At 67.8% G+C, this 21,828-nt stretch carries 22 protein-coding genes; 15 read left to right on the top strand and 7 right to left on the bottom strand.

The features are described from left to right. Window positions 1–3: 3 nt before the first annotated feature. A complete protein-coding gene (tdh, locus tag ACYVGE_RS14650; protein ID WP_460730859.1) occupies window positions 4–1,038 on the bottom strand; it encodes an L-threonine 3-dehydrogenase in 1,035 nt (344 codons plus the stop codon). A gap of 199 nt (window positions 1,039–1,237) precedes the next feature. Then, window positions 1,238–1,636 (bottom strand): DUF3224 domain-containing protein, encoded by a 399-nt coding sequence (locus ACYVGE_RS14645; RefSeq protein WP_457098083.1) that lies wholly within the window; start codon window positions 1,634–1,636, stop codon window positions 1,238–1,240. A gap of 312 nt (window positions 1,637–1,948) precedes the next feature. Here ACYVGE_RS14645 and serA point away from each other — a divergent pair, with 312 nt between their 5' ends. The 8 genes from serA (at window position 1,949) to ACYVGE_RS14605 (ending at window position 10,550) form a co-directional block, all read left to right on the top strand. Continuing rightward, window positions 1,949–3,514 carry a phosphoglycerate dehydrogenase gene (gene serA / locus ACYVGE_RS14640; RefSeq protein ID WP_460730858.1) on the top strand — a complete coding sequence of 522 codons (1,566 nt, stop codon included), beginning with the start codon at window positions 1,949–1,951 and terminating at the stop codon, window positions 3,512–3,514. A 2-nt stretch (window positions 3,515–3,516) separates the two neighbouring features. After that, the gene (locus ACYVGE_RS14635; protein WP_460730857.1) at window positions 3,517–4,161 is read left to right on the top strand and encodes a histidine phosphatase family protein; all 645 of its coding nucleotides are present in this window, start codon (window positions 3,517–3,519) and stop codon (window positions 4,159–4,161) included. A 64-nt stretch (window positions 4,162–4,225) separates the two neighbouring features. Continuing rightward, entirely contained in the window at window positions 4,226–5,542 is a 1,317-nt protein-coding gene (gene folC / locus ACYVGE_RS14630; protein ID WP_460730885.1) for a bifunctional tetrahydrofolate synthase/dihydrofolate synthase, read from the top strand. A gap of 143 nt (window positions 5,543–5,685) precedes the next feature. Next, window positions 5,686–6,771, top strand: coding sequence for an SPOR domain-containing protein (locus ACYVGE_RS14625; protein WP_460730856.1), 1,086 nt, complete (start codon window positions 5,686–5,688; stop codon window positions 6,769–6,771). Window positions 6,772–6,818: 47 nt separating this feature from the next. Next, on the top strand, window positions 6,819–7,529 hold the full coding sequence (locus ACYVGE_RS14620; RefSeq protein WP_460730855.1) for a CvpA family protein: 711 nt from the start codon (window positions 6,819–6,821) through the stop codon (window positions 7,527–7,529). A 16-nt stretch (window positions 7,530–7,545) separates the two neighbouring features. Then, a complete protein-coding gene (gene purF, locus ACYVGE_RS14615; RefSeq protein ID WP_460730854.1) occupies window positions 7,546–9,030 on the top strand; it encodes an amidophosphoribosyltransferase in 1,485 nt (494 codons plus the stop codon). 130 nt (window positions 9,031–9,160) lie between these two features. After that, a complete protein-coding gene (locus ACYVGE_RS14610) occupies window positions 9,161–9,979 on the top strand; it encodes a ferritin-like domain-containing protein (RefSeq protein WP_460730853.1) in 819 nt (272 codons plus the stop codon). Window positions 9,980–10,037: 58 nt separating this feature from the next. Further along, window positions 10,038–10,550, top strand: coding sequence for a COG3650 family protein (locus ACYVGE_RS14605; protein WP_460730852.1), 513 nt, complete (start codon window positions 10,038–10,040; stop codon window positions 10,548–10,550). 90 nt (window positions 10,551–10,640) lie between these two features. Here ACYVGE_RS14605 and lpxH read toward each other — a convergent pair whose 3' ends face one another. Continuing rightward, the gene (lpxH, locus tag ACYVGE_RS14600) at window positions 10,641–11,372 is read right to left on the bottom strand and encodes a UDP-2,3-diacylglucosamine diphosphatase (protein ID WP_460730851.1); all 732 of its coding nucleotides are present in this window, start codon (window positions 11,370–11,372) and stop codon (window positions 10,641–10,643) included. Between the two features lie 186 nt (window positions 11,373–11,558). On the opposite strand from lpxH, the gene gltX reads away from it, so the two are divergent. Both gltX and ACYVGE_RS14590 read left to right on the top strand, forming a co-directional pair. Beyond that, a complete protein-coding gene (gltX, locus tag ACYVGE_RS14595) occupies window positions 11,559–12,962 on the top strand; it encodes a glutamate--tRNA ligase (protein ID WP_460730850.1) in 1,404 nt (467 codons plus the stop codon). A gap of 9 nt (window positions 12,963–12,971) precedes the next feature. Further along, window positions 12,972–13,469: a transcriptional repressor gene (locus tag ACYVGE_RS14590; protein ID WP_310053727.1), complete on the top strand. Its 498-nt coding sequence runs from the start codon at window positions 12,972–12,974 to the stop codon at window positions 13,467–13,469. A gap of 20 nt (window positions 13,470–13,489) precedes the next feature. Here ACYVGE_RS14590 and ACYVGE_RS14585 read toward each other — a convergent pair whose 3' ends face one another. Together ACYVGE_RS14585 and ACYVGE_RS14580 are read right to left on the bottom strand one after the other, a co-directional pair. After that, on the bottom strand, window positions 13,490–14,719 hold the full coding sequence (locus ACYVGE_RS14585; protein WP_460730849.1) for an MFS transporter: 1,230 nt from the start codon (window positions 14,717–14,719) through the stop codon (window positions 13,490–13,492). After that, window positions 14,716–15,165 carry a MarR family winged helix-turn-helix transcriptional regulator gene (locus tag ACYVGE_RS14580; RefSeq protein ID WP_460730848.1) on the bottom strand — a complete coding sequence of 150 codons (450 nt, stop codon included), beginning with the start codon at window positions 15,163–15,165 and terminating at the stop codon, window positions 14,716–14,718. The genes ACYVGE_RS14585 and ACYVGE_RS14580 overlap by 4 nt, the downstream gene beginning before the upstream one ends. Window positions 15,166–15,309: 144 nt before the next feature. On the opposite strand from ACYVGE_RS14580, the gene ACYVGE_RS14575 reads away from it, so the two are divergent. The 5 genes from ACYVGE_RS14575 (at window position 15,310) to ACYVGE_RS14555 (ending at window position 19,286) form a co-directional block, all read left to right on the top strand. Beyond that, on the top strand, window positions 15,310–16,686 hold the full coding sequence (locus ACYVGE_RS14575; protein ID WP_460730847.1) for a hypothetical protein: 1,377 nt from the start codon (window positions 15,310–15,312) through the stop codon (window positions 16,684–16,686). Between the two features lie 19 nt (window positions 16,687–16,705). Further along, entirely contained in the window at window positions 16,706–17,605 is a 900-nt protein-coding gene (locus ACYVGE_RS14570; protein ID WP_460730846.1) for a metal ABC transporter substrate-binding protein, read from the top strand. Beyond that, window positions 17,602–18,408 carry a metal ABC transporter permease gene (locus tag ACYVGE_RS14565; protein WP_460730845.1) on the top strand — a complete coding sequence of 269 codons (807 nt, stop codon included), beginning with the start codon at window positions 17,602–17,604 and terminating at the stop codon, window positions 18,406–18,408. Before ACYVGE_RS14570 ends, ACYVGE_RS14565 begins: the two co-directional genes overlap by 4 nt. Before the next feature lie 36 nt (window positions 18,409–18,444). After that, window positions 18,445–18,873, top strand: a complete 429-nt coding sequence (locus tag ACYVGE_RS14560; RefSeq protein ID WP_460730844.1) for a MerC domain-containing protein — start codon at window positions 18,445–18,447, stop codon at window positions 18,871–18,873. 224 nt (window positions 18,874–19,097) lie between these two features. Next, on the top strand, window positions 19,098–19,286 hold the full coding sequence (locus tag ACYVGE_RS14555; RefSeq protein ID WP_460730843.1) for a 30S ribosomal protein THX: 189 nt from the start codon (window positions 19,098–19,100) through the stop codon (window positions 19,284–19,286). A gap of 66 nt (window positions 19,287–19,352) precedes the next feature. On the opposite strand, the gene ACYVGE_RS14550 is transcribed toward ACYVGE_RS14555, so the two are convergent. Continuing rightward, window positions 19,353–20,543 carry a dipeptidase gene (locus ACYVGE_RS14550; RefSeq protein WP_460730842.1) on the bottom strand — a complete coding sequence of 397 codons (1,191 nt, stop codon included), beginning with the start codon at window positions 20,541–20,543 and terminating at the stop codon, window positions 19,353–19,355. A 37-nt stretch (window positions 20,544–20,580) separates the two neighbouring features. Beyond that, on the bottom strand, window positions 20,581–21,798 hold the full coding sequence (gene hutI / locus ACYVGE_RS14545; RefSeq protein ID WP_460730841.1) for an imidazolonepropionase: 1,218 nt from the start codon (window positions 21,796–21,798) through the stop codon (window positions 20,581–20,583). Window positions 21,799–21,828: the final 30 nt, after the last annotated feature.

Here is a 21,828-nt window from a genome sequence, read left to right as displayed (position 1 = left end):
TCCTCAGTTCCAGCTCAGCACGACCTTGCCGGCCTTGCCCGATTCCATCAGGTCGAACCCCTGCTGGAACTCGTCGATCGGCAGCTGGTGCGTCAGCACTTTGCCGAGCGGGAATCCGCCCTGCACCAGCTGCGTCATCTTGTACCAGGTCTCGTACATGCGACGGCCATAGATGCCCTGCAGGGTGAGGCCCTTGAAGATGATCTTGTCCCAGTCGACGCCGGCGCCCTTGGGCATGATGCCGAGCATCGCGATCTTGCCGCCGTGGTACATGCATTCGAGCATGTCGTTGAAGGCGCGCGGGTTGCCGCTCATCTCCAGGCCCACGTCGAAGCCTTCCATGTGTAGGTCCTTCATCACGTCCTTGAGCGACGTGTTGGTCACGTTGACCACGCGCGTCGCGCCCATGTCCGCGGCGAGGCTGAGGCGGTAGTCGTTGACGTCGGTGACCACGACATTGCGCGCGCCGATGTGCTTGCAGATGCCGGCGGCAATGATCCCGATCGGGCCGGCGCCGGTGATCAGCACGTCCTCGCCGACGACGTCGAACTCCAGCGCGCAATGCGCGGCGTTGCCGTAGGGGTCGAAGAACGCGGCGAGTTCCGACGGGATCTGATCCGGGATCGGCCACAGGTTCGACGCCGGCATCACGATGTATTCGGCGAAGGCGCCGTCGCGGGTGACGCCGATGCCGATGGTGTTGGGGCACAGGTGCTGGCGGCCGGCGCGGCAGTTGCGGCAGTGGCCGCAGACGATGTGGCCTTCGGCGGAGACGCGCTGGCCGATCTTGTAGCCGGTCACGCCCGGGCCGAGGTCGACGACGCGGCCGACGAATTCATGGCCGATCACCAGTCCCGGCTTGATGGTGCGCTGGCTCCACTCGTCCCACAGGTAGATGTGCAGGTCGGTACCGCAGATCGCGGTCTTCTCGAGCTTGATCAGGACCTCGTTCGGGCCCGGCGCGGGGACCGGCACCTGTTCCATCCAGATGCCTTTGGTGGCTTCGCGCTTGACCAGCGCTTTCATCGTCTGCGACATGGGGATTGCCTTGCGTGCGTGGTGGGAGCGCGCCGGGGCCGGCGCGTCGCGAGGGCGGAAATTATACGCCGGGCCTGCACGGCGGCCGGTTGCGCGTTTTGCCGGTTGCGCGCTTTGCCGGAGCGCGCGGTTTGCCGGAAGGGGGCGGACGACCATGCGCCGCCGTTTGGCGACCAGCGCCGGTCAGTCCAGCGTGCCGTCAGTCCAATGTGTAGTCGAAGGTGTAGAAATGCGCGCCGCCCTCGGCGATGTCGATCTGCATGCGCCCGCGCAGGCCGGTCAGTTCGTCGGTACCGCTGTCGGGAACGACGGTGAGCGTCAGCGAGGCCCGGCCGCGATCCATCACGCCGCTGTGCTGCATCATGAAACGGCCCTTGCGGCCCTGCAGCGTGCCGACGAGATGCTCGACGGCGACATAGCCGGCCGAACCCGAGGCGGGATTGCCGGCGCTGAGCATCTCCACCACGCTGGTCGCGTCCAGTTCGCCGTGGAAGCGCTTCTCGAAGCGGATCCGGGCGAAGGCGGCATCGCCACCGGCATCGATCGAATCCATCGCGGTGCGCTTGACGTCGAAGGGGCCCTTGACCTGCTGGCTCATGGTTCGCATTCCGTGTGCGGGGGAGGGCGCATCGTACCCGCCCGCTGCATGCCAATTTCACAAGCACGGTGCGCAGCCACGATTTCATAAGCAACTGTTGCGAATCCGTACCCGGGCTCTGCTAGGCTTGGTCCGTCGCGGATTCCCATGCCAAGCCGGCCCCGTCTCCCGACCCGTGAGTAACACCGCGTCCACGCTTCCGTGCGACGCATGCGTTCCGCAAGCGGCATGGCCGGTTCGGGGCGCCGCAGGTTCCACACGTCGTGCCGGCTCGCAAGGCTTTCCGCGCTCCCAACCCCAATGGAGCTTGCGATGAAAGTACTGGCCTGCGATGGCATCCACGAAGACGGTCTGGCCCTGTTCCGCGAGGCGGGATGGGACGTCCTCGTCGCCCCCGAACCGATCAAGGACCCCGGCGTCCTCGCCCTGGCATTGGCCGAGGTCGATGCCGTGCTGGTGCGATCGGCCACCAAGGTCCCGGCCGAGGCGCTGGCCATGGCGAGCGGCCTGAAAGTCATCGGCCGCGCCGGCGCCGGCGTCGACACCATCGATGTCGATGCCGCCACTGCCAGGGGCATCGCGGTGATGAACGCGCCCGACGGCAACACGCTCGCCGCCGCCGAGCACGCGATCTCGTTGCTGTTCGCGCTGGCCCGCCACATTCCGCGTGCCGATGCCGGAATGAAAGCCGGCGAGTGGCCGAAGGCCGGGCTCACCGGTTTCGAACTGGAAGGCAAGAAGCTCGGCGTCATCGGCCTGGGCCGCATCGGCGGCACCGTCGCGCGCAAGGCGCAGGGCATCGGCATGGAAGTGGCCGCGCACGATCCGTTCCTGCCGGCGTCGGCCGCGGGCAAGGGCAGCGTGCCATTGAAGTCGCTCGACGAACTGCTGGCCTGGGCCGACATCGTCACCCTGCACATTCCGCGCACCAAGGAGACCACCAACCTGCTCTCGGAACAGCGCATGCGCGCGATGAAGAAGGGCGCCTACATCATCAACGCCGCCCGCGGCGGACTGGTCGACGAAGCCGCGCTGCTGCGCCTGCTCGACGAAGGCCACCTCAACGGCGCCGCACTCGACACCTTCGCCACCGAACCGTTGCAGAGCGATTCGCCGTTGCGCGCGCATCCCAAGCTGATCCTCACTCCGCACCTGGGTGCGTCCACGAGCGAAGCGCAGCAGGCGGTGAGCACGATCCTCGCGCGCCAGATCATCGACTTCACGGCCACCGGCGCCGTTGCCGGTTGCGTCAACCTGCCGCCGCTCACCGCCGAAGCCGCGCGCGAAGTCGGCCCGTGGATGCCGCTGATGTCGTCGCTGGGCAAGCTCGCATCGCGCCTGGTCGATGCGCCGACCAGGCTGACCGTGACCTATGCCGGCCGCACCGATGCGCTCGACACCCGTCCGCTCACGCGCCTGCTCGTCGCTGCGCTGCTCGGCACGCACTCGGGCCGCGTCACCCCGGTGAACGCATTGCAGGAAGCCGCCGCGCGCGGCCTGGTCGTCGCCGAAACCGTGGGCGGCGACGGCGACGGTTTCGATCGCCTGCTGCGGATCCGCGTCGAGGGCGGCAACAAGCCGCGCGAGATCGAGGCGACCCTGCATCGCGGTCCGCGCGTGGTGCGCCTGGACGGCGTCGAGATCGAATTCGATCCGCAGGCGCACGTGCTGCTGCTTCGCAACGAAGACCGTCCGGGCATGATCGGCACGGTCGGTTCGCAACTGGGCGCGGCCGGGATCAACATCGTCAACTTCGCACTCGGTGCCGCCGGCGATGGCCAGGCGCGCGCGGCGATCACGGTGGACCAGCCCCTGAGCGAACCGCAGCTCGTCACCCTGCGCGCCACCCCGGGCGTGCTCTCGCTGCAGCAGGTGTAAGCATGAAGATACTGCTCGCACGCCACGGCGAAACCCCGTGGAACGCCGAGGGCCGCTACCAGGGCCAGGAAGACATCCCGCTGTCGCCGATCGGCGAAGTGCAGGCGCGCGCGCTCGGCGAACGCCTCGGCGAGGTGCGCATCGATCGCGCCGTCGCCTCGCCGCTGGTGCGCGCCGCGCGTACGGCGCAGCTCGCACTCGGTGAGGAACGCGCGGCGATGTTGACCCTCGACGAGGGCCTCAAGGAAATCGCGCACGGCACCTGGGAAGGCCTGCTCGCCGAGGAAATCCGGGCCCGCGATCCGGAGCTGATGCAGGCGTGGCGGCATGCCCCGCACGAAGTGCTGATGCCGCAGGGCGAGTCGCTGCAGCACGTACTGGACCGCGCGTGGCCGGCGTTCGCGCGTGCGTGCGTGGGACTGGGGGCGCACGAGACGCTGCTGGTGGTCGCGCATGACGCGGTCAACCGCGTCCTGCTGTGCCGGATCCTCGGCATGCCGCTGGCGAAGCTGTGGTCCTTCCGCCAGGCACCCACCACGCTCAACCTGCTCGAAGGCGCCGATGTCGACCATCTCGACGTCGTGCGCCTGAACGACTGCAGCCACCACACGGCGTTGTTCGGCGAGGCGGTGCATCGGGCGTTGTGATTTGCTCCCTTTTCTCCCTCCCCCGCAGAGCGGGGGAGGGTTGGGGAGGGCGCCGCCCTACAATATCGACATGCCGCAGACGCTTTCCGACTGGCTCGACTACATCGAGCGCCAACACCCGAAGACCATCGACATGGGCCTGGATCGCGTGCGCGTAGTCGCGTCGCGCCTGCGGCTGAAAAAGCCCGCGAAGAAGGTCATCACGGTCGGCGGCACCAACGGCAAGGGCTCGACCGTAGCCTTCATCGAGGCGATCGCGCGCGCGGCGGGCTGGAAGGTGGGCGCCTACACGTCGCCGCACCTGCTCGCTTACAACGAGCGCGTGCGCATCGACGGCGCCGATGCCGGCGACGCCGATCTCGTCGCGGCGTTCGAGGCGATCGAGGCAGCGCGCGGCGACACGCTGCTCACGTATTTCGAATACGGCACGCTCGCGGCGCTCTGGCTGTTCGAGCGTAGCCGGCTCGATCTCGCCATCCTCGAGGTCGGCCTGGGCGGCCGCCTGGATGCCACCAACCTGGTCGATCCCGATGTCGCGGTGATCACCACCGTGGATCTCGACCACCAGGATTACCTGGGCGACGACCGCGAAGTGATCGGTTTCGAGAAGGCCGGGATCGCGCGAGCATGGAAGCCGCTGGTGCTAGGCGACGACGATCCGCCTGCCAGTGTGTTGCGCCACGCCTATGCGATCGGTGCCTCCGCGATCCGCGCCGGCTGCGATTTCTTCTTCGACACCCCCGGTGGCCATGGCAACCGCTTCACGCCCACCGACGCCGTTCTGCCGGACGCTGGGCGTTGGACCTGGCGCGAGATCGGTTGCGCCTTCGAACTGCCGCTGCCACGCCTCGCCGCACCGGTGCAGTTGCGCAACGCCGCCACCGCGATCGCCGCAATGCGCGCGCTCGGGAAGAAGCTGCCGGCCGCGGTCATCGCCGAGGGTGTGGCCAACGCGCACGTCGCCGGGCGCCTGCAGCGTTTCGAGCGCGGTGGCGTCGAAGTGGTCGTCGATGTCGGCCACAACCCGCAGGCCGCGCGTGAACTGGCCGCATGGCTCGCCGCTGAGCCTGCTGCCGGGCAGACGATCGCCGTATTCGCCGCATTGGGCGACAAGGATCTGCGCGGCGTGGCCGATGCCCTGGCCAGCCATATCGACCGCTGGCATCTCGCCGGTCTGGCGGAGCAGGGCCCGCGCGGGCTCGATGTCGACGCCTTCGCACAGCGCCTCGACGGAGCCGCGGCCGCATCCGGGCAGCGCCATGCAAGCGTCACGGCGGCACTTGCAGCCGCGTTGGCGCAGGCCGGGCAGGGCGATCGCATCCTGGTGTTCGGATCGTTCCATACGGCGGCCGCTGCCCTGCGGGAGCAGGCGTCGCCCTGAAGGCGGTGTGCCGCGCCTTTCCGGCTCGATTCCACTCGAATCCTGGCGCATGGATGTTGGCGACGCGTTCATCAACCCGGGGCGGGAGGGTTCCCGGGGCGCGTTATAATTCACGCGCCATTTCCCCCGAGGCCGATGAATCGATGGAACCCGCTTTGAAGCAGCGCGTGGTTGGTGCGGTCGTACTCGTGGCCCTGGCAGTGATTTTCCTGCCGATGCTGATCAAGGGTCCCGCCCCGGAAAGCGGCGTTTCCGATGTTCCCCTCAAGCTCCCTGATGCCCCGCAAGGCGACGGGGCGATCCAGACCCGCGAATTGCCCCTGGTGGCACCGGGCGCGGCGCCCGCGAGCGGCGTGGTCGGGATGGATGCGAGCGAGGCCCAGCCGGACGACGCCTCGGTCGCGACGACGGACACCGCCGCCGCCGGCACGGGACTGATGCCGGCCGCCACCGCGGCTGGCGACTACGCCGTGAGCTTCGGTCGCTATGCCACCGCCGCGGATGCCGACAAAGTGGTCGCGGCACTGCGCGCCTCGCAGCTGACCGGCTACCAGGAATCCATCACCGACAACGGCCGCACGCTGTACCGCGTGCGCATCGGGCCCTTCACCACCCAGGCGGACGCCGAAGCCGCGCGGTTGCGCGCGGCGCACGTGCGCGACGACGTCAGCGCCAAGGTCGTGGTCCTGAACGATGCCGCGACGGCCAGCACCGCCGCGCCGGCCAGCACCGCCGCGGCGCCGGTTTCGCAACCGGTCGCCGCCCCTGTCGCGCCGGTATCCAAGCCCGAGCCCTTGGCCGAGACCACGCCCGCTGCCGCCAAGCCCGCTGCCGACAAGCCCGCCGCCGCCAAGCCCGTGATCCCCGCACCCGCGCCCAAGCCGGCACCGCCGGCCACGACCAAGCCTGCAACCACGACGGCAACGGCCGCGGGCAAGCCCGCCACGCCCATTGCCGCCGCGACCAGGCCGAGCGAGCCCGCCGCCGCGAGTACCGGCTTCGCCGTGCAGCTGGGCGCGTTCTCGAGCGCGGTCGAAGCCAACAAGCTGCGCGACCGCGCCCGTGCCGCCGGCCTGCACGCCTTCGTCGAATCGGTGCGCACCGACAAGGGCGTGCTCAGCCGCGTGCGTGTCGGACCGGTGCTGACGCGTGCCGAGGCCGACCTGCTCAAGGCGCAGGTCGTGGCCAAGCTCGGCATCGGCGACGCCATCGTGAAACCCCACCCGTGACGCCCCCGGCGTCGCGGGCGGTGAAGCCGTTGTAGGAGCGACATGCCATGACGGCGCTGGATTGGGTATTGCTGCTGATCGTGGGCGTGTCGGGCCTGCTCGGCCTGTTGCGCGGAATGATCGGCGTGGTGGTGTCGCTGGTGGCTTGGCTACTGGCGGGGTTGGCCGCATATCTGTTCGGTGGCGACGTGGGCCGTGGCCTGGTGACGGACGGCCAACTGAGCTGGGGCGAATACCTCGGCGGCTATGCACTTAGTTTCGCCGTCGTGTGGATCGCCGTGGCGCTGGTGGGCCTGGTGGTGCGGCGGCTTGCAAAGGAAGCCGGGTTGTCGGGCGTGGATCGCTTGTTCGGCTTCGGCCTGGGCGTGGTGCGCGGCCTGTTCCTCGCCTGCGCCTTGCTGTTGATGCTGGGACTGACCAGCGTTCCCGGCAAGCGCGCGTGGCACGAGTCGGCCGGCGTCGCGACGCTGCTGCCGGCGGCCAAGTGGATGCGCGGCTGCCTGCCACCGTGGATGGCGCAGCGCGTGGACTTTGAAGGGCGTGGCACGTCCCTGCAGGCACAGTTACAGGCACGGACGGAGCAACTCAGGCAGGTGATGCCGGAAGGACTGCCGCGGTCGATCCCGGAGCTACCGCAGGCGGTTCCTGAAATTCTTTCGCGGGTGCCGGTGCAACCGGCGACGCGTCCCGATCCAAAACGGGTTACCCCGGATCCGCCCCCGAACGGCTCGACGCCGGACGACAAGCGGGTTCTCTAAGACAGGATTCATTGCTATGTGCGGCATTCTCGGAATCGTCGGCAACACGGATGTCGCCGCCCAGCTCTACGACGGCCTGTCGGTGCTGCAGCATCGCGGCCAGGACGCGGCCGGCATCGCCACCTGCGACGGCGGCAAGCTGCGCGTGCAGAAGGGCAATGGCCTGGTCAGCGATGTGTTCGACGTGGACTCGATGCAGCTGCTGCAGGGCCGCTTCGGCATCGCCCATTGCCGCTATCCGACCGCGGGTTCCGAAGGTTCGGACGAAGCGCAGCCGTTCTACGTCAATTCGCCTTACGGCATCGCGCTGGCGCACAACGGCAACCTGATCAACACCGACAAGCTGCGCCGCGAGGTGTTCGAGCAGGACCTGCGCAACGTCAATACCGAGTCGGACTCGGAAGTGCTGCTCAATGTCTTCGCGCACGAGCTGAGCCTGCAGAAGGCGCTGACGCCGGAAGCCGTGTTCAAGGCGATCGAAGGCGTGAACCGGCGCTGCGTCGGCGGCTACGCGGTCGTCATCACGGTGCTGGGCCTGGGCCTGGTCGCGTTCCGCGATCCGCACGGCATCCGCCCGCTGGTGCTGGGCAAGCGTACCAAGCGCGCCGACAAGAACGAGGGCTCCGACGAATACGCCGTCGCCTCCGAATCCGTGGCGCTCGACCTGCTCGGCTTCGAGCGCGTGCGCGACGTCGCCCCGGGCGAATGCATCGTCGTCACCGCGCGCGGCGAACTGTTCGCGCAGCAGACCGCACCGCCGCAGGAACACACGCCCTGCATCTTCGAGTACGTGTACTTCGCGCGCCCCGACTCGATGATGGACAACATCTCGGTGCACAAGGCGCGCATGCGCATGGGCCAGAAACTCGGCGAGAAGATCCTGCGCCTGATGCCCGACCACGACATCGACACGGTGATCCCGATCCCCGACACCTCGCGCGATGCCGCGCTGGAAATCGCCAACGTGCTCGGCGTGAAGTACCGCGAGGGCTTCATCAAGAACCGCTACGTCGGCCGCACCTTCATCATGCCGGGCCAGGGCCAGCGCACGAAGTCGGTGCGTCGCAAGCTCAACCCGATCCCGCTGGAATTCAAGAATCGCGTCGTGCTGCTGGTCGACGACTCGATCGTGCGCGGCACCACCTCGCAACAGATCGTGCAGATGGCGCGCGACGCCGGTGCGCGCAAGGTGTACCTGGCATCCGCCGCGCCGCCGGTGCGCTTCCCCAACATCTACGGCATCGACATGCCGTCGGCGGAGGAACTGGTCGCGCACGACCGCAGCGAGGAAGAGGTGCAGAAGCTGCTCGGTTGCGACTGGCTGATCTACCAGGACCTGGCCGACCTCGAGGAAGCCGTGTCCGGGCCGAAGCAGCGCATGGAGCACTTCGACTCGTCCTGCTTCAACGGCAAATACGTCACCGGCATCGAGGAAGGCTACTTCGACCGCATCAAGCAGCTGCGTTCGGACGAAGCCAAGAAGACGCGTCGCGCGTCGTAGTCGTGCGTCGTAAAGGACATGTTGTCATCCCGGCGAAAGCCGGGATCCATTTTGCCGTTGCCTTTGCAATGCAAATGGACTGCCAAAGCAAAATCAAAATGGATCCCGGCTTTCGCCGGGATGACGAATCGTGAGTTCGTCGCTGTTCGACGCCGCGCGCGCCTGCCTCGACGCGGCCACGCCCGCGGACAAGGTGGCCCGCACTTTCGCCGCCGCGGACGCCTTTCGCCGCGGCGAACTCTCCATTCCCGACGACGCGCCCGCACCGGAACCGGTGCGCATGCCCGGCCGACCTGCGCGCCCCGCGCTCGTGCATCCGCGCGAGCTGCCGCGTCGCGGCTTCGGCACCCGGGAAGGCCTGGCAGCCTTCATCCATGCCGTCGCCCACATCGAATTCAACGCGATCGACCTGGCATGGGATGCGGCCTACCGCTTCCGCGGCCTGCCGCCGGAGTTCTATGCGGACTGGATAGGCGTCGCCCACGACGAGGCGCGCCATTTCACCCTGCTGCGCGAGCGCCTGCAGCAGCTGGGCCATGACTACGGCGACTTCGACGCCCACAACGGGCTGTGGGAGATGGCCGAGAAGACCGCGCACGACGGCCTGGCGCGGATGGCGCTGGTGCCGCGCGTGCTGGAGGCGCGCGGGCTCGATGTCACGCCCGGCATGATCGCGAAGCTGCGCTCGCTGGGCGATACGGCGACCGTGGCCATCCTGGAGCTGATCCTGCGCGAGGAAGTGGCGCACGTCGCCGCCGGATCGCGCTGGTATCGCTGGTATTGCGAGCGCGCGGGCGTCGGCCACGCGGTGCGCTTCCGCGAGTTGTTGCGCGAGTACGCCGGCGGCGTGCTGCATGGGCCTTTCAACACCGACGCGCGCCTGGCGGCCGGCTTCGACGCGGACGAACTACTCACCCTGCAGGCCGAGGCCGCCGCGACCGCGTCCTGACATCACCACTGGCTAACGGCGACGCGGCTAGCGTGCGCGGGTCGACCGGAGTCGTCCCGTGCGCCATCCCATCCTGCCGCTGGTGATCGTTTGCATGGCAGCCGCGCTGCTCGCGGGGTGCTCGCGTGGAACGCAGGCGCCGGCCGCTTCCCGCGATGCCCCGGCGCCACCGCCTGCCACGAGCGGCACCAATCCGGCGCCCTCCGAGCCGGTCACGGCTGCACCCATCGCTCCGCCCATGGCGCAGGGCAAGCGCGCTGCCGGCCAGGAGAACGCGCCCGTGCTGGCCTGGCGTGCCATGGGTACCGAACCCTTCTGGGGCGTGCGCGTGGATGGCGACACGCTGCTGTTCACCACGCCGGAAGACCAGGCGGGCAGGACCATGCAAGGGCAGCGCGTGCCTTCGCCGGAGGGCGTCGTCATTTTCGGCAAGGACGGCAAGACCGCCTTCAACCTGTACATCCTCCCCGGCGAATGCAGCGACGGCATGTCCGACATCCGCTATCACTACGAGTCGCGCTTCCTTTATGGCGACAAGACATACAAGGGGTGCGCGGAAGCGGCGAAGTGAGCGGACGCGTGCGCGTGCGCACATGTCGCATCGCGAACACTCCGCAGCTCGAACACGCCGAAGCGTGCGGGGGAGGCACCGTGTCGGTTGCTAGAGAGACTCCAGCAACACGTCATCCCGTGTCACGCGCAGCACTGAGCCCTGGTCGTACCAGTCCCCCAGCACGATGCGTTGATGCGCACGGCCGTCAATGACGAGCTCATGGATCGCCGGCCGATGCGTATGCCCGTGGACCAGGCGCCCGATGCCGAAGCGCGCGAACGTCGCGGCCACGGTTTCCGGAGCGACGTCCGTGATCGTTTCCATCGCCCCCTGGTCCTGCAGCCCGGCCTGGTGCGCCTTGCTTGCCGCACGCGCCTGCTGCGCGAACGCCACGCGTGCGGCCAGCGGCTGCGACAGGAACTGCTGCTGCCAAGCCGGATTGCGCACCTGGGCGCGGAATTGCTGGTAGGCGATGTCGCCGGTGCACAGCGTGTCGCCATGTGCGATCAGCGTGGGTTGACCGTAGAGCAACACGACCGCCGGGTCCGGCAGGATCGTCATGCCGGCGCGGCGCGCGTAGTCGTCGCCCAGCAGGAAATCGCGGTTGCCACGGATGAAGTACACCGGCACGCCGCCGTCGGCGAGGGTGCGCAGTTCGCGCGCGACGAAAGCGCCGGTTTCGGACGGATCGTCGTCGCCGACCCAGGCCTCGAACAGGTCGCCCAGGATGTAGAGCGCGTCGGCTTTGCGGGCTTCCGCACGGAGGAAACGGCCGAACAGGCCGGTGACCTGCGGGCGCTCGGGATCGAGGTGCAGGTCGGAGATGAAAAGCGTGGTCATGGGGGACATTTTAGGGGTACCTGTCTCCGTGCAGCGCCAATCCGCGCACGTGCCGGAAAAACGCGGAGCCTTGGATGCCGTTGTTCGCCCCTGTCGGCCGCCCGCGCGGCTTCCGCGGTGCCGCCGCCGATAGTCGGCCGCGGGCGAGTAAAATGCGCGATTCCCGCCTGCTGCACCAATCCCACGATGACCCGCACTCGCTTCGCTCCCAGTCCCACCGGTTACCTGCACATCGGCGGTGCACGCACCGCGCTGTATTGCTGGCTGGAGGCACGCCGCCGCGGCGGCACGTTCGTCCTGCGCATCGAGGACACCGATCGGGAGCGCAGCACGCAGGCCGCGATCGACGCCATCCTGGATGCGATGCAATGGCTGAGCCTGGATTACGACGAAGGCCCGATCTTCCAGACCCAGCGTCTGGACCGTTACCGCGAAGTCGCCGAGCAGCTCGTCGCATCGGGCCATGCGTACTACGCGTACGAGAGCAAGGAAGAGCTCGAGGCCATGCGTGAAGCCGCGATGGCGAAGAACGAGAAGCCGCGCTACAACGGCGCGTATCGCACGCAGGACGCCGGCTTCCGCGACGATCCCAACCGCGTCATCCGTTTCCGCAACCCGCTCGAAGGCACGGTCGCGTGGGAAGACAAGGTCAAGGGCCGCATCGAGTTCAGCAACAGCGAGCTCGACGACCTGGTGATCTTCCGGTCCGACGGCTATGCGACCTACAACTTCGCCGTCGTGGTCGACGACATCGACATGGAGATCACCGACGTGGTGCGCGGCGATGACCATGTCAACAACACGCCGCGCCAGATCAACATCTACCGCGCGCTGGGCAAGCCGGTGCCGCATTTCGCGCACCTGCCGATGATCCTCGACGAGCAGGGCGCCAAGCTGTCCAAGCGCACCGGCGCGGCCGACGTCATGCAGTACCGCGATGCGGGCTACCTGCCGCACGCGCTGCTGAATTACCTCGTTCGCCTGGGGTGGTCGCATGGCGACCAGGAGATCTTCTCGATCGCGCAGATGACGGCGTTGTTCGACCTGAAGGACGTGAATCCGAAGGCGTCGCGCCTCGACTCCGCCAAGCTCGGCTGGCTCAACCAGCAGTACCTGAAGAGCGATGCGCCCGAGGATGTGGCAAAGCACCTCGAGTGGCACCTGCGCAACCAGGGTTACGACCTCGCCAAGGGGCCGAAGCCCGCCGACGTCGTCGTCGCCCTGCGCGATCGCGTGCAGACGCTGAGGGACATGGCCGAACGTGCCGCGGTGTGGTTCCAGCCGCTCACGCACTACGAAGAGGCCGCCGTCGCCAAGCACCTCACCGCCGCCGCACGGGCGCCGCTGGCCGACGCGCGCGAGCGCCTGACGAAGCTGGCGTCGTGGACCGCCGAATCGGTCGCGGCCGCGTTGCACGAAACCGCCGAGGCGCTCGGCATCGGCATGGGCAAGGTCGCCCAGCCGCTGCGCGTGGCGATCACCGGCACGCAGGTCAGCCCGGACATCTCGCACACCGTGTACCTGGCGGGCCAGGGCGAGGCGGTCGCGCGCATCGACGCGGCCCTTGCAAAGGTGCCGGCGGGGGCATAAATCAGAGCCATGGCCCACTCGCACGCCTGCACCGACCCGCAACACCACGTCCACGACGGCGATGCCTTCGTGCGCGAGGTCGAGCGTGCGTGCGAGCAACGCGGCCTGCGCCTCACCCCGATCCGCGCCAATGCGTTGCGCCTGATCGCCGATGCCGGCCGTCCGATCAAGGCTTATGACCTGCTCGATCAGATGAAGGCCACGCACGATGCCGCGGCGCCGCCGACGGTGTATCGCGCGCTGGATTTCCTGCTCGAGCACGGCTTCATCCACAAGCTCGCCTCCATCAACGCTTTCGTCGGCTGCCACCACCCGGGCAGCGCCGCACATGCAGTGCCGTTCCTGATCTGCGACGGGTGCCAGTCGGCGACCGAGCTCGAGGACGCCGCGATCGTCGATTCGCTCGACGCCAGCGCGCGCGCCGTGGGCTTCATGCCGCAGGCGCAGACACTGGAAGTGCATGGCCTGTGCGCGGACTGCGCCAGGCAGGCCGCGTCCGCAGGTTGAGCGGGAGTGGTAGCCGCGGGCTACGCGGTCGCTGGCTGCAGGACGACCCTGGATTCGCGGATCGGCAGGTTCACGGCTGCCGCGATCAATGCCAGCGCGATGTCGGCGTACCACATCCAGGTGTAGCCGCCGAAGCGTTCGACGACGAGGCCGCCGACCCACGCGCCGAGGAAACCGCCGATCTGGTGCGAGAGCAGGGTGAGTCCGAACAGCGTGCCGAGGTAGCGCGGTCCGAACAGCTTGCCGACGAGGCCCGCGGTCGGCGGCACCGTGGCCAGCCACGTCAGGCCCAGTCCCGCGGCGAACAGGAAGAACGTCATCGGTGTCGGCGGCGAGACCAGGTAGACCGCGATCAACGCCGCGCGGCTCGCATACATCAGCGCGAGCAGGTGCTTCATGCGATAGCGCTGGCCGAGCCAGCCGATGCCTAGGCTGCCACCGATGTTGAACAGGCCGATCAGCCCGAGACTGATCGCGGAGACCTGCGGCGACAAGCCGCACATCGCGATTTCCGTCGGCAGGTGCGTGACCAGGAAGGCGATGTGCACGCCGCAGGTGAAGAAGCCGATGTGCAGGCACCAGTAGCTGCGATCGCGCAGCGCGATGCGCAGCTGCTCACGCAGGCTCATTCCGGCGGGTGCGGCCGATGTCACGGTGGCGGGAGCGGCAGGGGTTGCACGCCGGCGCAGCGGCCATGCCAGGGGCAACGTCGACAGCGCGGCGACCGCGAGCGCCCACATCGCCGCCGCCCAGCCGAATGCGCTGATCAGCGCCTGCACGAACGGTGCGAACAGGAACTGCCCCAGCGAACCGCCTGCATTGATCACACCGCCGACCATCGATCGCCTGCTCGCCGGCACATGCTGCGCCGTCGCCCCGATCAGCACGGAAAAGCTGCCGGCGCCGGCGCCCGCGGCGGTCAATACGCCGAGCGTCATCAATAGGCCCCACTGCGAATCGAACATCGGCACCAACGCCGTGCCCGCGACCAGCAGCAGTCCGCCCAGCACCAACACGCGTCCCGGTCCTTTCTGGTCGGCCACCGCGCCGAACAGCGGCTGCACCGCGCCCCACACGAACTGCCCGATCGCCAGCGCGAAGCTGATCTGCGCGATTCCCAGTCCGGTCGCCTTGCCGATCGGACTGACGAACAGGCCCATCGACTGGCGGATGCCCATCGTGACCATCAGCGTCGCGGTGGCGGCCAGCACCAGCGGCCAGTAGCGCGGGGAATGCGAGGTCGTGGTCATCCGGTCGGGCTGCCTTCGAGTTGTTGCATCGCGTGGTCGAGGTGTCCATGCAGCACGTCGACGCCGGTTTGTCCGAGCGTGGCTTCGATCGCGTGCTGCGCCTTGCGCCACAGCGGCAGCGCAGTATCGATGACCCCTTTGCCGGCGGTGGTGACGCTGATGCAACGCTGGCGTGCATCGGTGGCGCCCTGGGCGAGTTCGACCCAACCGGCCGTCACCAGCGGTTTGATGTCGCGGCTGAGGGTGGTGCGGTCCATGCCCATCTCGCGCGCCAAGGCCGTGATCGTCCGCGATTCGCGCGAAGCCCGGCGCAGGATCGAGAACTGGTTGATGTTGATTCCGGCCGGCGCGAGTTCGCGGTCGTAGCGCTGGCTGACCAGTCGCGACAGCTTGCGCAGGCGGAAGCAGGTGCAAAGGCTGGGTGGGTGGGGGTCAGTGCGAGGCATAGCGTGTATATACACGCATATCCGCATGCTAGCGACTGCCGCTGGGATGAACAGGGGGGCTACACCAGGTCGAAGGTCATGTTGACGACCTGTTCGATACAAGTGTTATGTTATTACATCCTTTTAAAACTGAGCCCGGCGCCTGTGCGGAAATCCCTGCTTGCCCTGTGCGTGCTGAGCGCGATCGCGACTTCTCCGGCGTTCGCCGGCGATCCCGTTACCGATCGCCGCATCGAGGCCCTGGAAGCGCAGGTCAAGGCGCTGCAGGCGGAATTGCAGGCGTTGAAGTCGCAGCCTGTCGCGGCCACGCCTGCGCCTGCGGCCACGCCCGCGAGCAGCGAAGAGGCGGAAATCGACGCGCTTGCCGCCACGCCGGAAGCCGCTCCCGCGACTGCCGATTCCACCGAATCCGTCGCGGCGACGCCCGGCACGACCAGCGCCAGCGGCGCCAATGGCAACGCGTTCAACCCGGCGATCAGCATCATCCTCAACGGCAGCTACTCGCATCATTCGCTCGATCCCGACAACTACGTCCGCGCCGGCTTCCCGCTGGCGGGCGAGAGTGGTCCGAGCCCGAACGGGTTCTCGCTGGGCGAAAGCGAGGTTTCCTTCGCCGCCAACATCGACGACAAGTTCTACGGCCAGCTGACCGCATCGATCGAGAGCGAGGACGGCGACGACCACCTCGGCATCGAAGAGGCCTACATCGATACCACCGCGCTGCCCGCCGGTTTCAGCCTGCGCCTGGGCCGCTTCTTCTCCAACATCGGTTATCTCAACGGCCACCACGCACACACCGACAATTTCTTTGACCGCCCGCTCGCCTACCAGGCGTTCCTCGGCGGTCAGTACGGCGACGACGGCGTGCAGCTGCGCTGGGTCGCGCCGACCAGCCTGCTGTTCGAAGTCGGTGGTGAAGTGCTGCGCGGCCAGAACTATCCCAGCGGTGGCGCGCAGGACGGTGGCCTTGGCACGCGCACCTTGTTCGCGCACATGGGCGGCGACGTCGGCAGCAACAACGAGTGGCTGGCGGGCGTCTCGATGCTGAAGACGAAGACCGCAGATGGCGAAGATGGCTTCAACGGCGATGCCAAGGTGTACCTCGCCGACGCGACCTGGAAATGGGCGCCGCAGGGCAACTTCAAGGACGGCGGCATTACCTTGCGCACGGAATACTTCCGCGACGACCGCGATGGTGTCTTCATCGATCCGCAAGACGACACGCTCATCTCTCCATGGGATGGCCAGCGCAGCGGGGCCTACGTCGAAGCGGTGTATCGCCTCAATCGCCTGTGGGATATCGGTTACCGCTACGACAAGCTGTGGGCGGATTCGAATGGGCCGTTCGCCAGCGACTTCGACCCGGATCGACATACCGCCGAACTCACCTGGCGCAACAGCGAATTCAGCCTGTTCCGCCTGCAGCTGAGCCACGACAAGCCCAACACGGACGACAGCGACAACGCCGTCACCGTGCAGTACCAGACCAGCCTTGGCGCGCACGGCGCGCACAAGTTCTAAGCCCTTAGGAATACAGACGATGAAGCCCTTCGCGATTTCCGTATTACTGCTTGCCGCGCTGGCCTCGATGCCGGCGCAGGCGAAACTGAAGGTATTCGCCTGCGAACCGGAATGGGGTTCGCTGGTAAATGAACTCGCCGGCGACAAGGTCGACGTCGATGTCGGCACGTCGGCATTGCAGGACGTGCACCAGATCGAAGCCAAGCCGAGCCTGATCGCCAAGGTGCGCAGCGCCGACCTGATGGTGTGCACCGGCGCCGAACTCGAGGTGGGCTGGTTGCCGCAGCTGATCCGCCAGTCCGGCAACTCCAAGGTGGCATCGGGCCAGGGTTCTTTCATGGCCGCCGCGCAGGTGAAGACGCTGGAGAAGCCGACCGCGCTCGACCGCGCCTACGGCGACGTGCATCCGGATGGCAATCCGCACGTACAGATGGATCCGCGCCGCGTGCTCGTCATCGCCAAGGCGCTCGACGCGCGCCTGGCGCAGCTGGATCCGGCCAATGCCGCGACCTACCAGCAGCGCCTCGACAGCTTCAGCAAGCGCTGGCTCGCCGCGATGGCGAAGTGGAAGGCCGAGGCAGCGCCCTTGAAGGGCCGCAACGTGGTCGTCCACCACATCAGCTGGGTCTACCTGTGGGACTGGCTTGGCATGAACCAGATCGGTGCACTTGAACCCAAGCCCGGCGTGCCGCCGACCAGCGCGCACCTGGCCAGCCTGATCGCCACCACCAAGGACGGCAAGACGCTGGCGATCGTGCGCGCGGCTTACCAGGACGGAAAGCCATCCGAATGGCTGTCCGATCGCACCGGCGTGCCGGCGGTATCGCTGCCCTTCACCGTGGGCGGCGATGCGCAGTCGAAGGACCTGTTCGGCCTGTTCGACTCCACCATTTCCAAGTTGCTGGGAGCCGCCAAATGACACTCGAAGGTCTCGATCTCAGCATCCTCGGCCCCGCGTGTGTCGCCGGGCTCGTGGTGCTGTCCACGCACGTGCCGTTGGGCAAGCAGGTCCTGTCGCGCGGCATCATCTTCATCGACCTGGCGATCGCGCAGATCGCCGGGCTGGGCGTGATCCTCGCCCAGTATCTCGGCATCGACGAGCACGGTTTCGGCGTGCAGATCGCCGCCGCCGCCGCCGCACTGGCCGGCGCCGGCCTGCTGTCGTGGACCGACCGGCGCTGGCCGGAATACCAGGAGCCGCTGATCGGCACCCTGTTTGCATTGGCCGCGACCGGCGGCCTGCTGCTGCTGGCCGACAACCCGCAGGGCGGGGAGCACCTGAAGGACCTCCTGGTGGGCCAGATCCTCTGGGTCAGCTATGCACAGCTGATTCCGGCGGCCGTGTTGTCGGCCGTGCTGCTGGCTTTCATGTGGCTGCGCGGCGGCAAGCTGGTCGGGCTGCTGTTCTATTCATTGTTTGCCCTGGCGATCACCGCGTCGGTGCAACTGGTGGGCGTCTACCTGGTGTTTGCGAGCCTAATCGTTCCGGCCCTGGCGACGGCGGGCATGAAGGGACGGTCGCGGCTGGTCGCGGCCTACGTCATCGGTGCGCTCGGCTATGTCTCGGGCCTCGTGCTGTCGGCCGTGTTCGACATGCCCAGCGGCGCCATGATCGTGTGGACCCTGGCCGGTTGCGCCCTGCTGGCGCAGGCCGTCCCGGCCGTCCGCCGCTCCCACCCCGCGCATGAAACCGAGCGGGCCGTTTTTGACGCGGCAGCGTGACCGATCAACGGCATGCGACTGTTACAATGTAACGAAATGAGCGACTTTGCCCCCCGCCCCCCGTCCACGGCTACGACCCGGTCAACACTCGACCGGCTCGGAGCCGCCGGATCGCTGCTGTGCGCGATTCATTGCGCACTGCTGCCGCTGCTGATCGCGGCGCTGCCGTCGCTCGGCGTGGCGGCGTGGCTGGGAGATGATTTCGAGCGCGGCTTCGTCCTGTTCGCGACCATGCTTGGCCTGTTCAGCGTGATCTGGGGCTACCGCCGTCACGGGGCGGTCCGCGCACTGGGCCTGCTGTTGCCGGGCCTGGCAACGCTCTGGGTTGGGGTGTTGTATGGCCCGCTGCACCACGCGCTGGTCCCACACGCCATCGCGATGACGCTGGGCGGTACGCTCATCGGGCTGGCGCACCTGGCCAATCTGCGGCTTGGCCACGTACACGACGCATCCTGCGTGCATTGACCGATGCTGCGCATCGGTCAATCCCAAGATTTGCTGCGCAAATCTTGGGCCCCGGCTATGTGCTTCCAATCCCCGCCCCTTCGGGGCGCCCCCTTACTAAGGGGGCTCTGCTCCAGACAGAATGGGGTGGGGCGGCGTGATAGACTTCGCGGCCTCGCGCGCGACGCGATTTCTAGTAACCCCGCACCCGCGTGCGGATTTTTGACAGATTCAGGAGTACGAACATGGGCAAGGGCGACCGCAAGACCGCTAAGGGCAAGCGCTACAACTCCAGCTACGGCAACGCCCGCAGCAACAAGGCCGTGACCAAGGCCGCCGGCACCGCCGCCGCGCCGGTCGCCAAGAAGGCCGCGACCAAGACCGTTTCCAAGGCGCCGGCCAAGAAGGCCGTGACCAAGAAGTCCGCTGCCTGAGCAGGTCTTCGTGAGACAAGAAAAAGCCCCGCATCGCGGGGCTTTTTTGTTGCGCGGCGCGGCGGGTCAGGGCGTCGCCGCCCGTTCCACTTCGCTCCACACGCGCAGCAGGTTGCCGCCCAGGATCTTGCGGATGTCGGCGTCCTTGTAGCCGCGCTGCTGCAGGCCCGCGACCAGTACGGGATAGTCGGCGACCGAGTGCAGTTCCGAGACGAGCGCGCCATTGACGCCGTCGAAGTCGGAACCGATGCCGGCGTGGTCCGCGCTGCCAGTCAGTTGCACGATGCGATCGATGTTGTCGAGCACCTCGGCGACCGACCCCGGGGCGACCTTCGGGAATTGCGGTTCGGCCGCGGTGAACGCCTGGCCCGCTGCGGCCGCTGCCAGCTTCGCCTGGCGGTAGGCCTCGCGCGCGCTGACGTAATCCGCATACGCCTTCGCCGCAGGGCCATCGACAAACATGCTGCCGAACGGCACCTGCACCACGCCGCCCTTGGCCGCGATTGCCTTGACGTTCTCGTCGCTGAGGTTGCGCTGGAAGCCGGGGGTGAAGTGGCGCAGCGCGGAGTGGCTGGCGATGACCGGCACGCTGCTCAGCTCCACCGCCTGCCGGATAGCGTCCTCGGACAGATGCGATACGTCGACCATGATGCCGACGCGGTTCATTTCCTTCACCACCTGCTGGCCGAACGGGCTCAGCCCGTGCCAGCGCGGCTGCGTGTCCGTCGCCGAATCGCTGATGCGGTTGTTGCGGCCGTGGGCGAGGGTGATGTAACGCACGCCGCGGGCATGGAATTTCGCGACGTTGCCGATGTCGTCGACCAGCGGTGCGCCGTTCTCCATGCCCATTGCCAGCAATACCTTGCCGCCGCGTTGCAGCTTCTTGAGATCCCTGGGCGAACGCAGGAGTGCGAACTTGTCCGGATGCCGCTGCGCCAGCGCCTCGACCGAATCGATCATCGCGTTGGCGACCTGCCAGGCGGTGCCGGCGTCGTCCTGGTCGGCCGAGGTATAGATCGACATGAAGGGGACATCGAGGCCGCCTTCGCGTGCGCGGGGGTAGTCGAATTCCTTGCCGGGCGTGGGCAGCGCCAGGTCGTCCCAATGGTCGACCAGGCCTTCAGGCGCATCGATGTGCGTGTCGACGATGGTCGCGTCCTGCGCAAGGCGGCGTGCCGCCTCCGGCGCCGGGGCGGCCTGGGCATTGGACAGCAGCAACGAGAGGGAAACCAGGACTGCCAGCGTATTGCGATTCATGCGTTCTCCAGGGCCAGATGGTGCGCAGCGGTAAACGTCACAGCGCGCGGCCTGAAGCGTACACGGCTTCCGCCAGCTGGCCGCCGAGCCAATAGCAAAGTTCCGCCGGATGGCCCACGTTCCATTGCACGAAGTCGGCGCGCATGCCCACGCGCAACACGCCGCGATCCGCCAGCCTGAGCGCGCGCGCCGCATGCACGGTCGCGCCACGCAACGCCTCTTCCGGCGTCAGCTTGAAATGCGTGCAGCCCAGCTGCATCGCCTGCCGCAGCGAGAGCAGGGGCGAGGTGCCGGGGTTGCAGTCGGTGGCGATGGCCATCGCGACGCCGTGTTCGCGGAACGCCTGCAGCGGCGGCAGCCGGGTCTCGCGCAGCACGTGGAAGGCACCGGGCAGCAGCACCGCGACGGTGCCGCGGGCCGCCATCGCCCGCACGCTCTCGGGCGACGTGTATTCGACATGGTCGGCCGACAGGCCAGCGAATTCCGCCACCAGCGCCGCGCCGCCGAGATCGCTGAGCTGGTCGGCATGCAGCTTCACCGGCAATCCCAGATCCCGCGCCGTGTCGAACACCCGCCGGGTCTGCTCCGGACTGAAGCCGATGCCTTCACAGAACGCATCGACCGCATCGACCAGGCCCTGGGATTGCAGGCGCGGCAGCCACTCGCAGACCGCCGTGATGTAGTCGTCGGCGCGATCCTTGAATTCAGGCGGCAGGGCATGCGCGGCGAGATAGGTCGTGCGCACTGAGACGCCGAGCAGCTCGCCCAGCTGCCGTGCCACGCGCAGCATCTTGCGCTCGTTGTCGAAGTCGAGGCCGTAGCCGGACTTGATCTCCAGCGTGGTCGCGCCGTCCGCGAGCAGTGCGCGCGCGCGCGGGAGCGATTGCCTGAGCAGCTCGGCCTCGTCCGCCGCGCGGGTCGCGCGCACGGTGGACACGATGCCGCCGCCGGCGCGCGCGATCTCCTCGTAGCTGGCCCCCTGCAGGCGCAGCTCGAACTCGCGCGCGCGGTCGCCGGCGAAGACCAGGTGGGTATGGCAATCGACCAGTCCGGGCGTGATCCAGCCGCTGGCTTCGATCACCTCTCGCGCCAGCGCGCGGGGTTCAGCGGGCAGCTGCGAGCGGGGCCCGACGAAGGCAAGCACGCCATCGCGCCAGCCCAACGCGCCATCGGCGATCTCGCCGTAACCCTGGTCGGCATCCAGCGTGGCTAGGTGGGCGCCGAGGATCAGACCGTCGAAGGCAGGAGTGTTCATCGGAACGATTCTAGCGGAGGCCCTGCCGGG

The organism is Lysobacter rhizosphaerae (assembly GCF_054779795.1).
The sequence above is the reverse complement of the archived record's forward strand: the minus strand, read 5'-3'. Positions and strand labels throughout refer to the sequence as shown.

Excerpts from the sequence above, each read along its gene's own strand:
- ACYVGE_RS14580 (WP_460730848.1), bottom strand. The coding sequence starts at position 15,165 with ATGCCTCGCACTGACCCCCACCCACCCAGCCTTTGCACCTGCTTCCGC.
- ACYVGE_RS14620 (WP_460730855.1), top strand. The coding sequence starts at position 6,819 with ATGACGGCGCTGGATTGGGTATTGCTGCTGATCGTGGGCGTGTCGGGC.
- hutI (WP_460730841.1), bottom strand. The coding sequence starts at position 21,798 with ATGAACACTCCTGCCTTCGACGGTCTGATCCTCGGCGCCCACCTAGCC.
- ACYVGE_RS14645 (WP_457098083.1), bottom strand. The coding sequence starts at position 1,636 with ATGAGCCAGCAGGTCAAGGGCCCCTTCGACGTCAAGCGCACCGCGATG.
- ACYVGE_RS14550 (WP_460730842.1), bottom strand. The coding sequence starts at position 20,543 with ATGAATCGCAATACGCTGGCAGTCCTGGTTTCCCTCTCGTTGCTGCTG.
- ACYVGE_RS14565 (WP_460730845.1), top strand. The coding sequence starts at position 17,602 with ATGACACTCGAAGGTCTCGATCTCAGCATCCTCGGCCCCGCGTGTGTC.
- ACYVGE_RS14555 (WP_460730843.1), top strand. The coding sequence starts at position 19,098 with ATGGGCAAGGGCGACCGCAAGACCGCTAAGGGCAAGCGCTACAACTCC.
- ACYVGE_RS14625 (WP_460730856.1), top strand. The coding sequence starts at position 5,686 with ATGGAACCCGCTTTGAAGCAGCGCGTGGTTGGTGCGGTCGTACTCGTG.
- ACYVGE_RS14590 (WP_310053727.1), top strand. The coding sequence starts at position 12,972 with ATGGCCCACTCGCACGCCTGCACCGACCCGCAACACCACGTCCACGAC.
- ACYVGE_RS14560 (WP_460730844.1), top strand. The coding sequence starts at position 18,445 with ATGAGCGACTTTGCCCCCCGCCCCCCGTCCACGGCTACGACCCGGTCA.
- serA (WP_460730858.1), top strand. The coding sequence starts at position 1,949 with ATGAAAGTACTGGCCTGCGATGGCATCCACGAAGACGGTCTGGCCCTG.
- ACYVGE_RS14635 (WP_460730857.1), top strand. The coding sequence starts at position 3,517 with ATGAAGATACTGCTCGCACGCCACGGCGAAACCCCGTGGAACGCCGAG.
- ACYVGE_RS14570 (WP_460730846.1), top strand. The coding sequence starts at position 16,706 with ATGAAGCCCTTCGCGATTTCCGTATTACTGCTTGCCGCGCTGGCCTCG.
- tdh (WP_460730859.1), bottom strand. The coding sequence starts at position 1,038 with ATGTCGCAGACGATGAAAGCGCTGGTCAAGCGCGAAGCCACCAAAGGC.
- purF (WP_460730854.1), top strand. The coding sequence starts at position 7,546 with ATGTGCGGCATTCTCGGAATCGTCGGCAACACGGATGTCGCCGCCCAG.
- lpxH (WP_460730851.1), bottom strand. The coding sequence starts at position 11,372 with ATGACCACGCTTTTCATCTCCGACCTGCACCTCGATCCCGAGCGCCCG.
- ACYVGE_RS14585 (WP_460730849.1), bottom strand. The coding sequence starts at position 14,719 with ATGACCACGACCTCGCATTCCCCGCGCTACTGGCCGCTGGTGCTGGCC.
- gltX (WP_460730850.1), top strand. The coding sequence starts at position 11,559 with ATGACCCGCACTCGCTTCGCTCCCAGTCCCACCGGTTACCTGCACATC.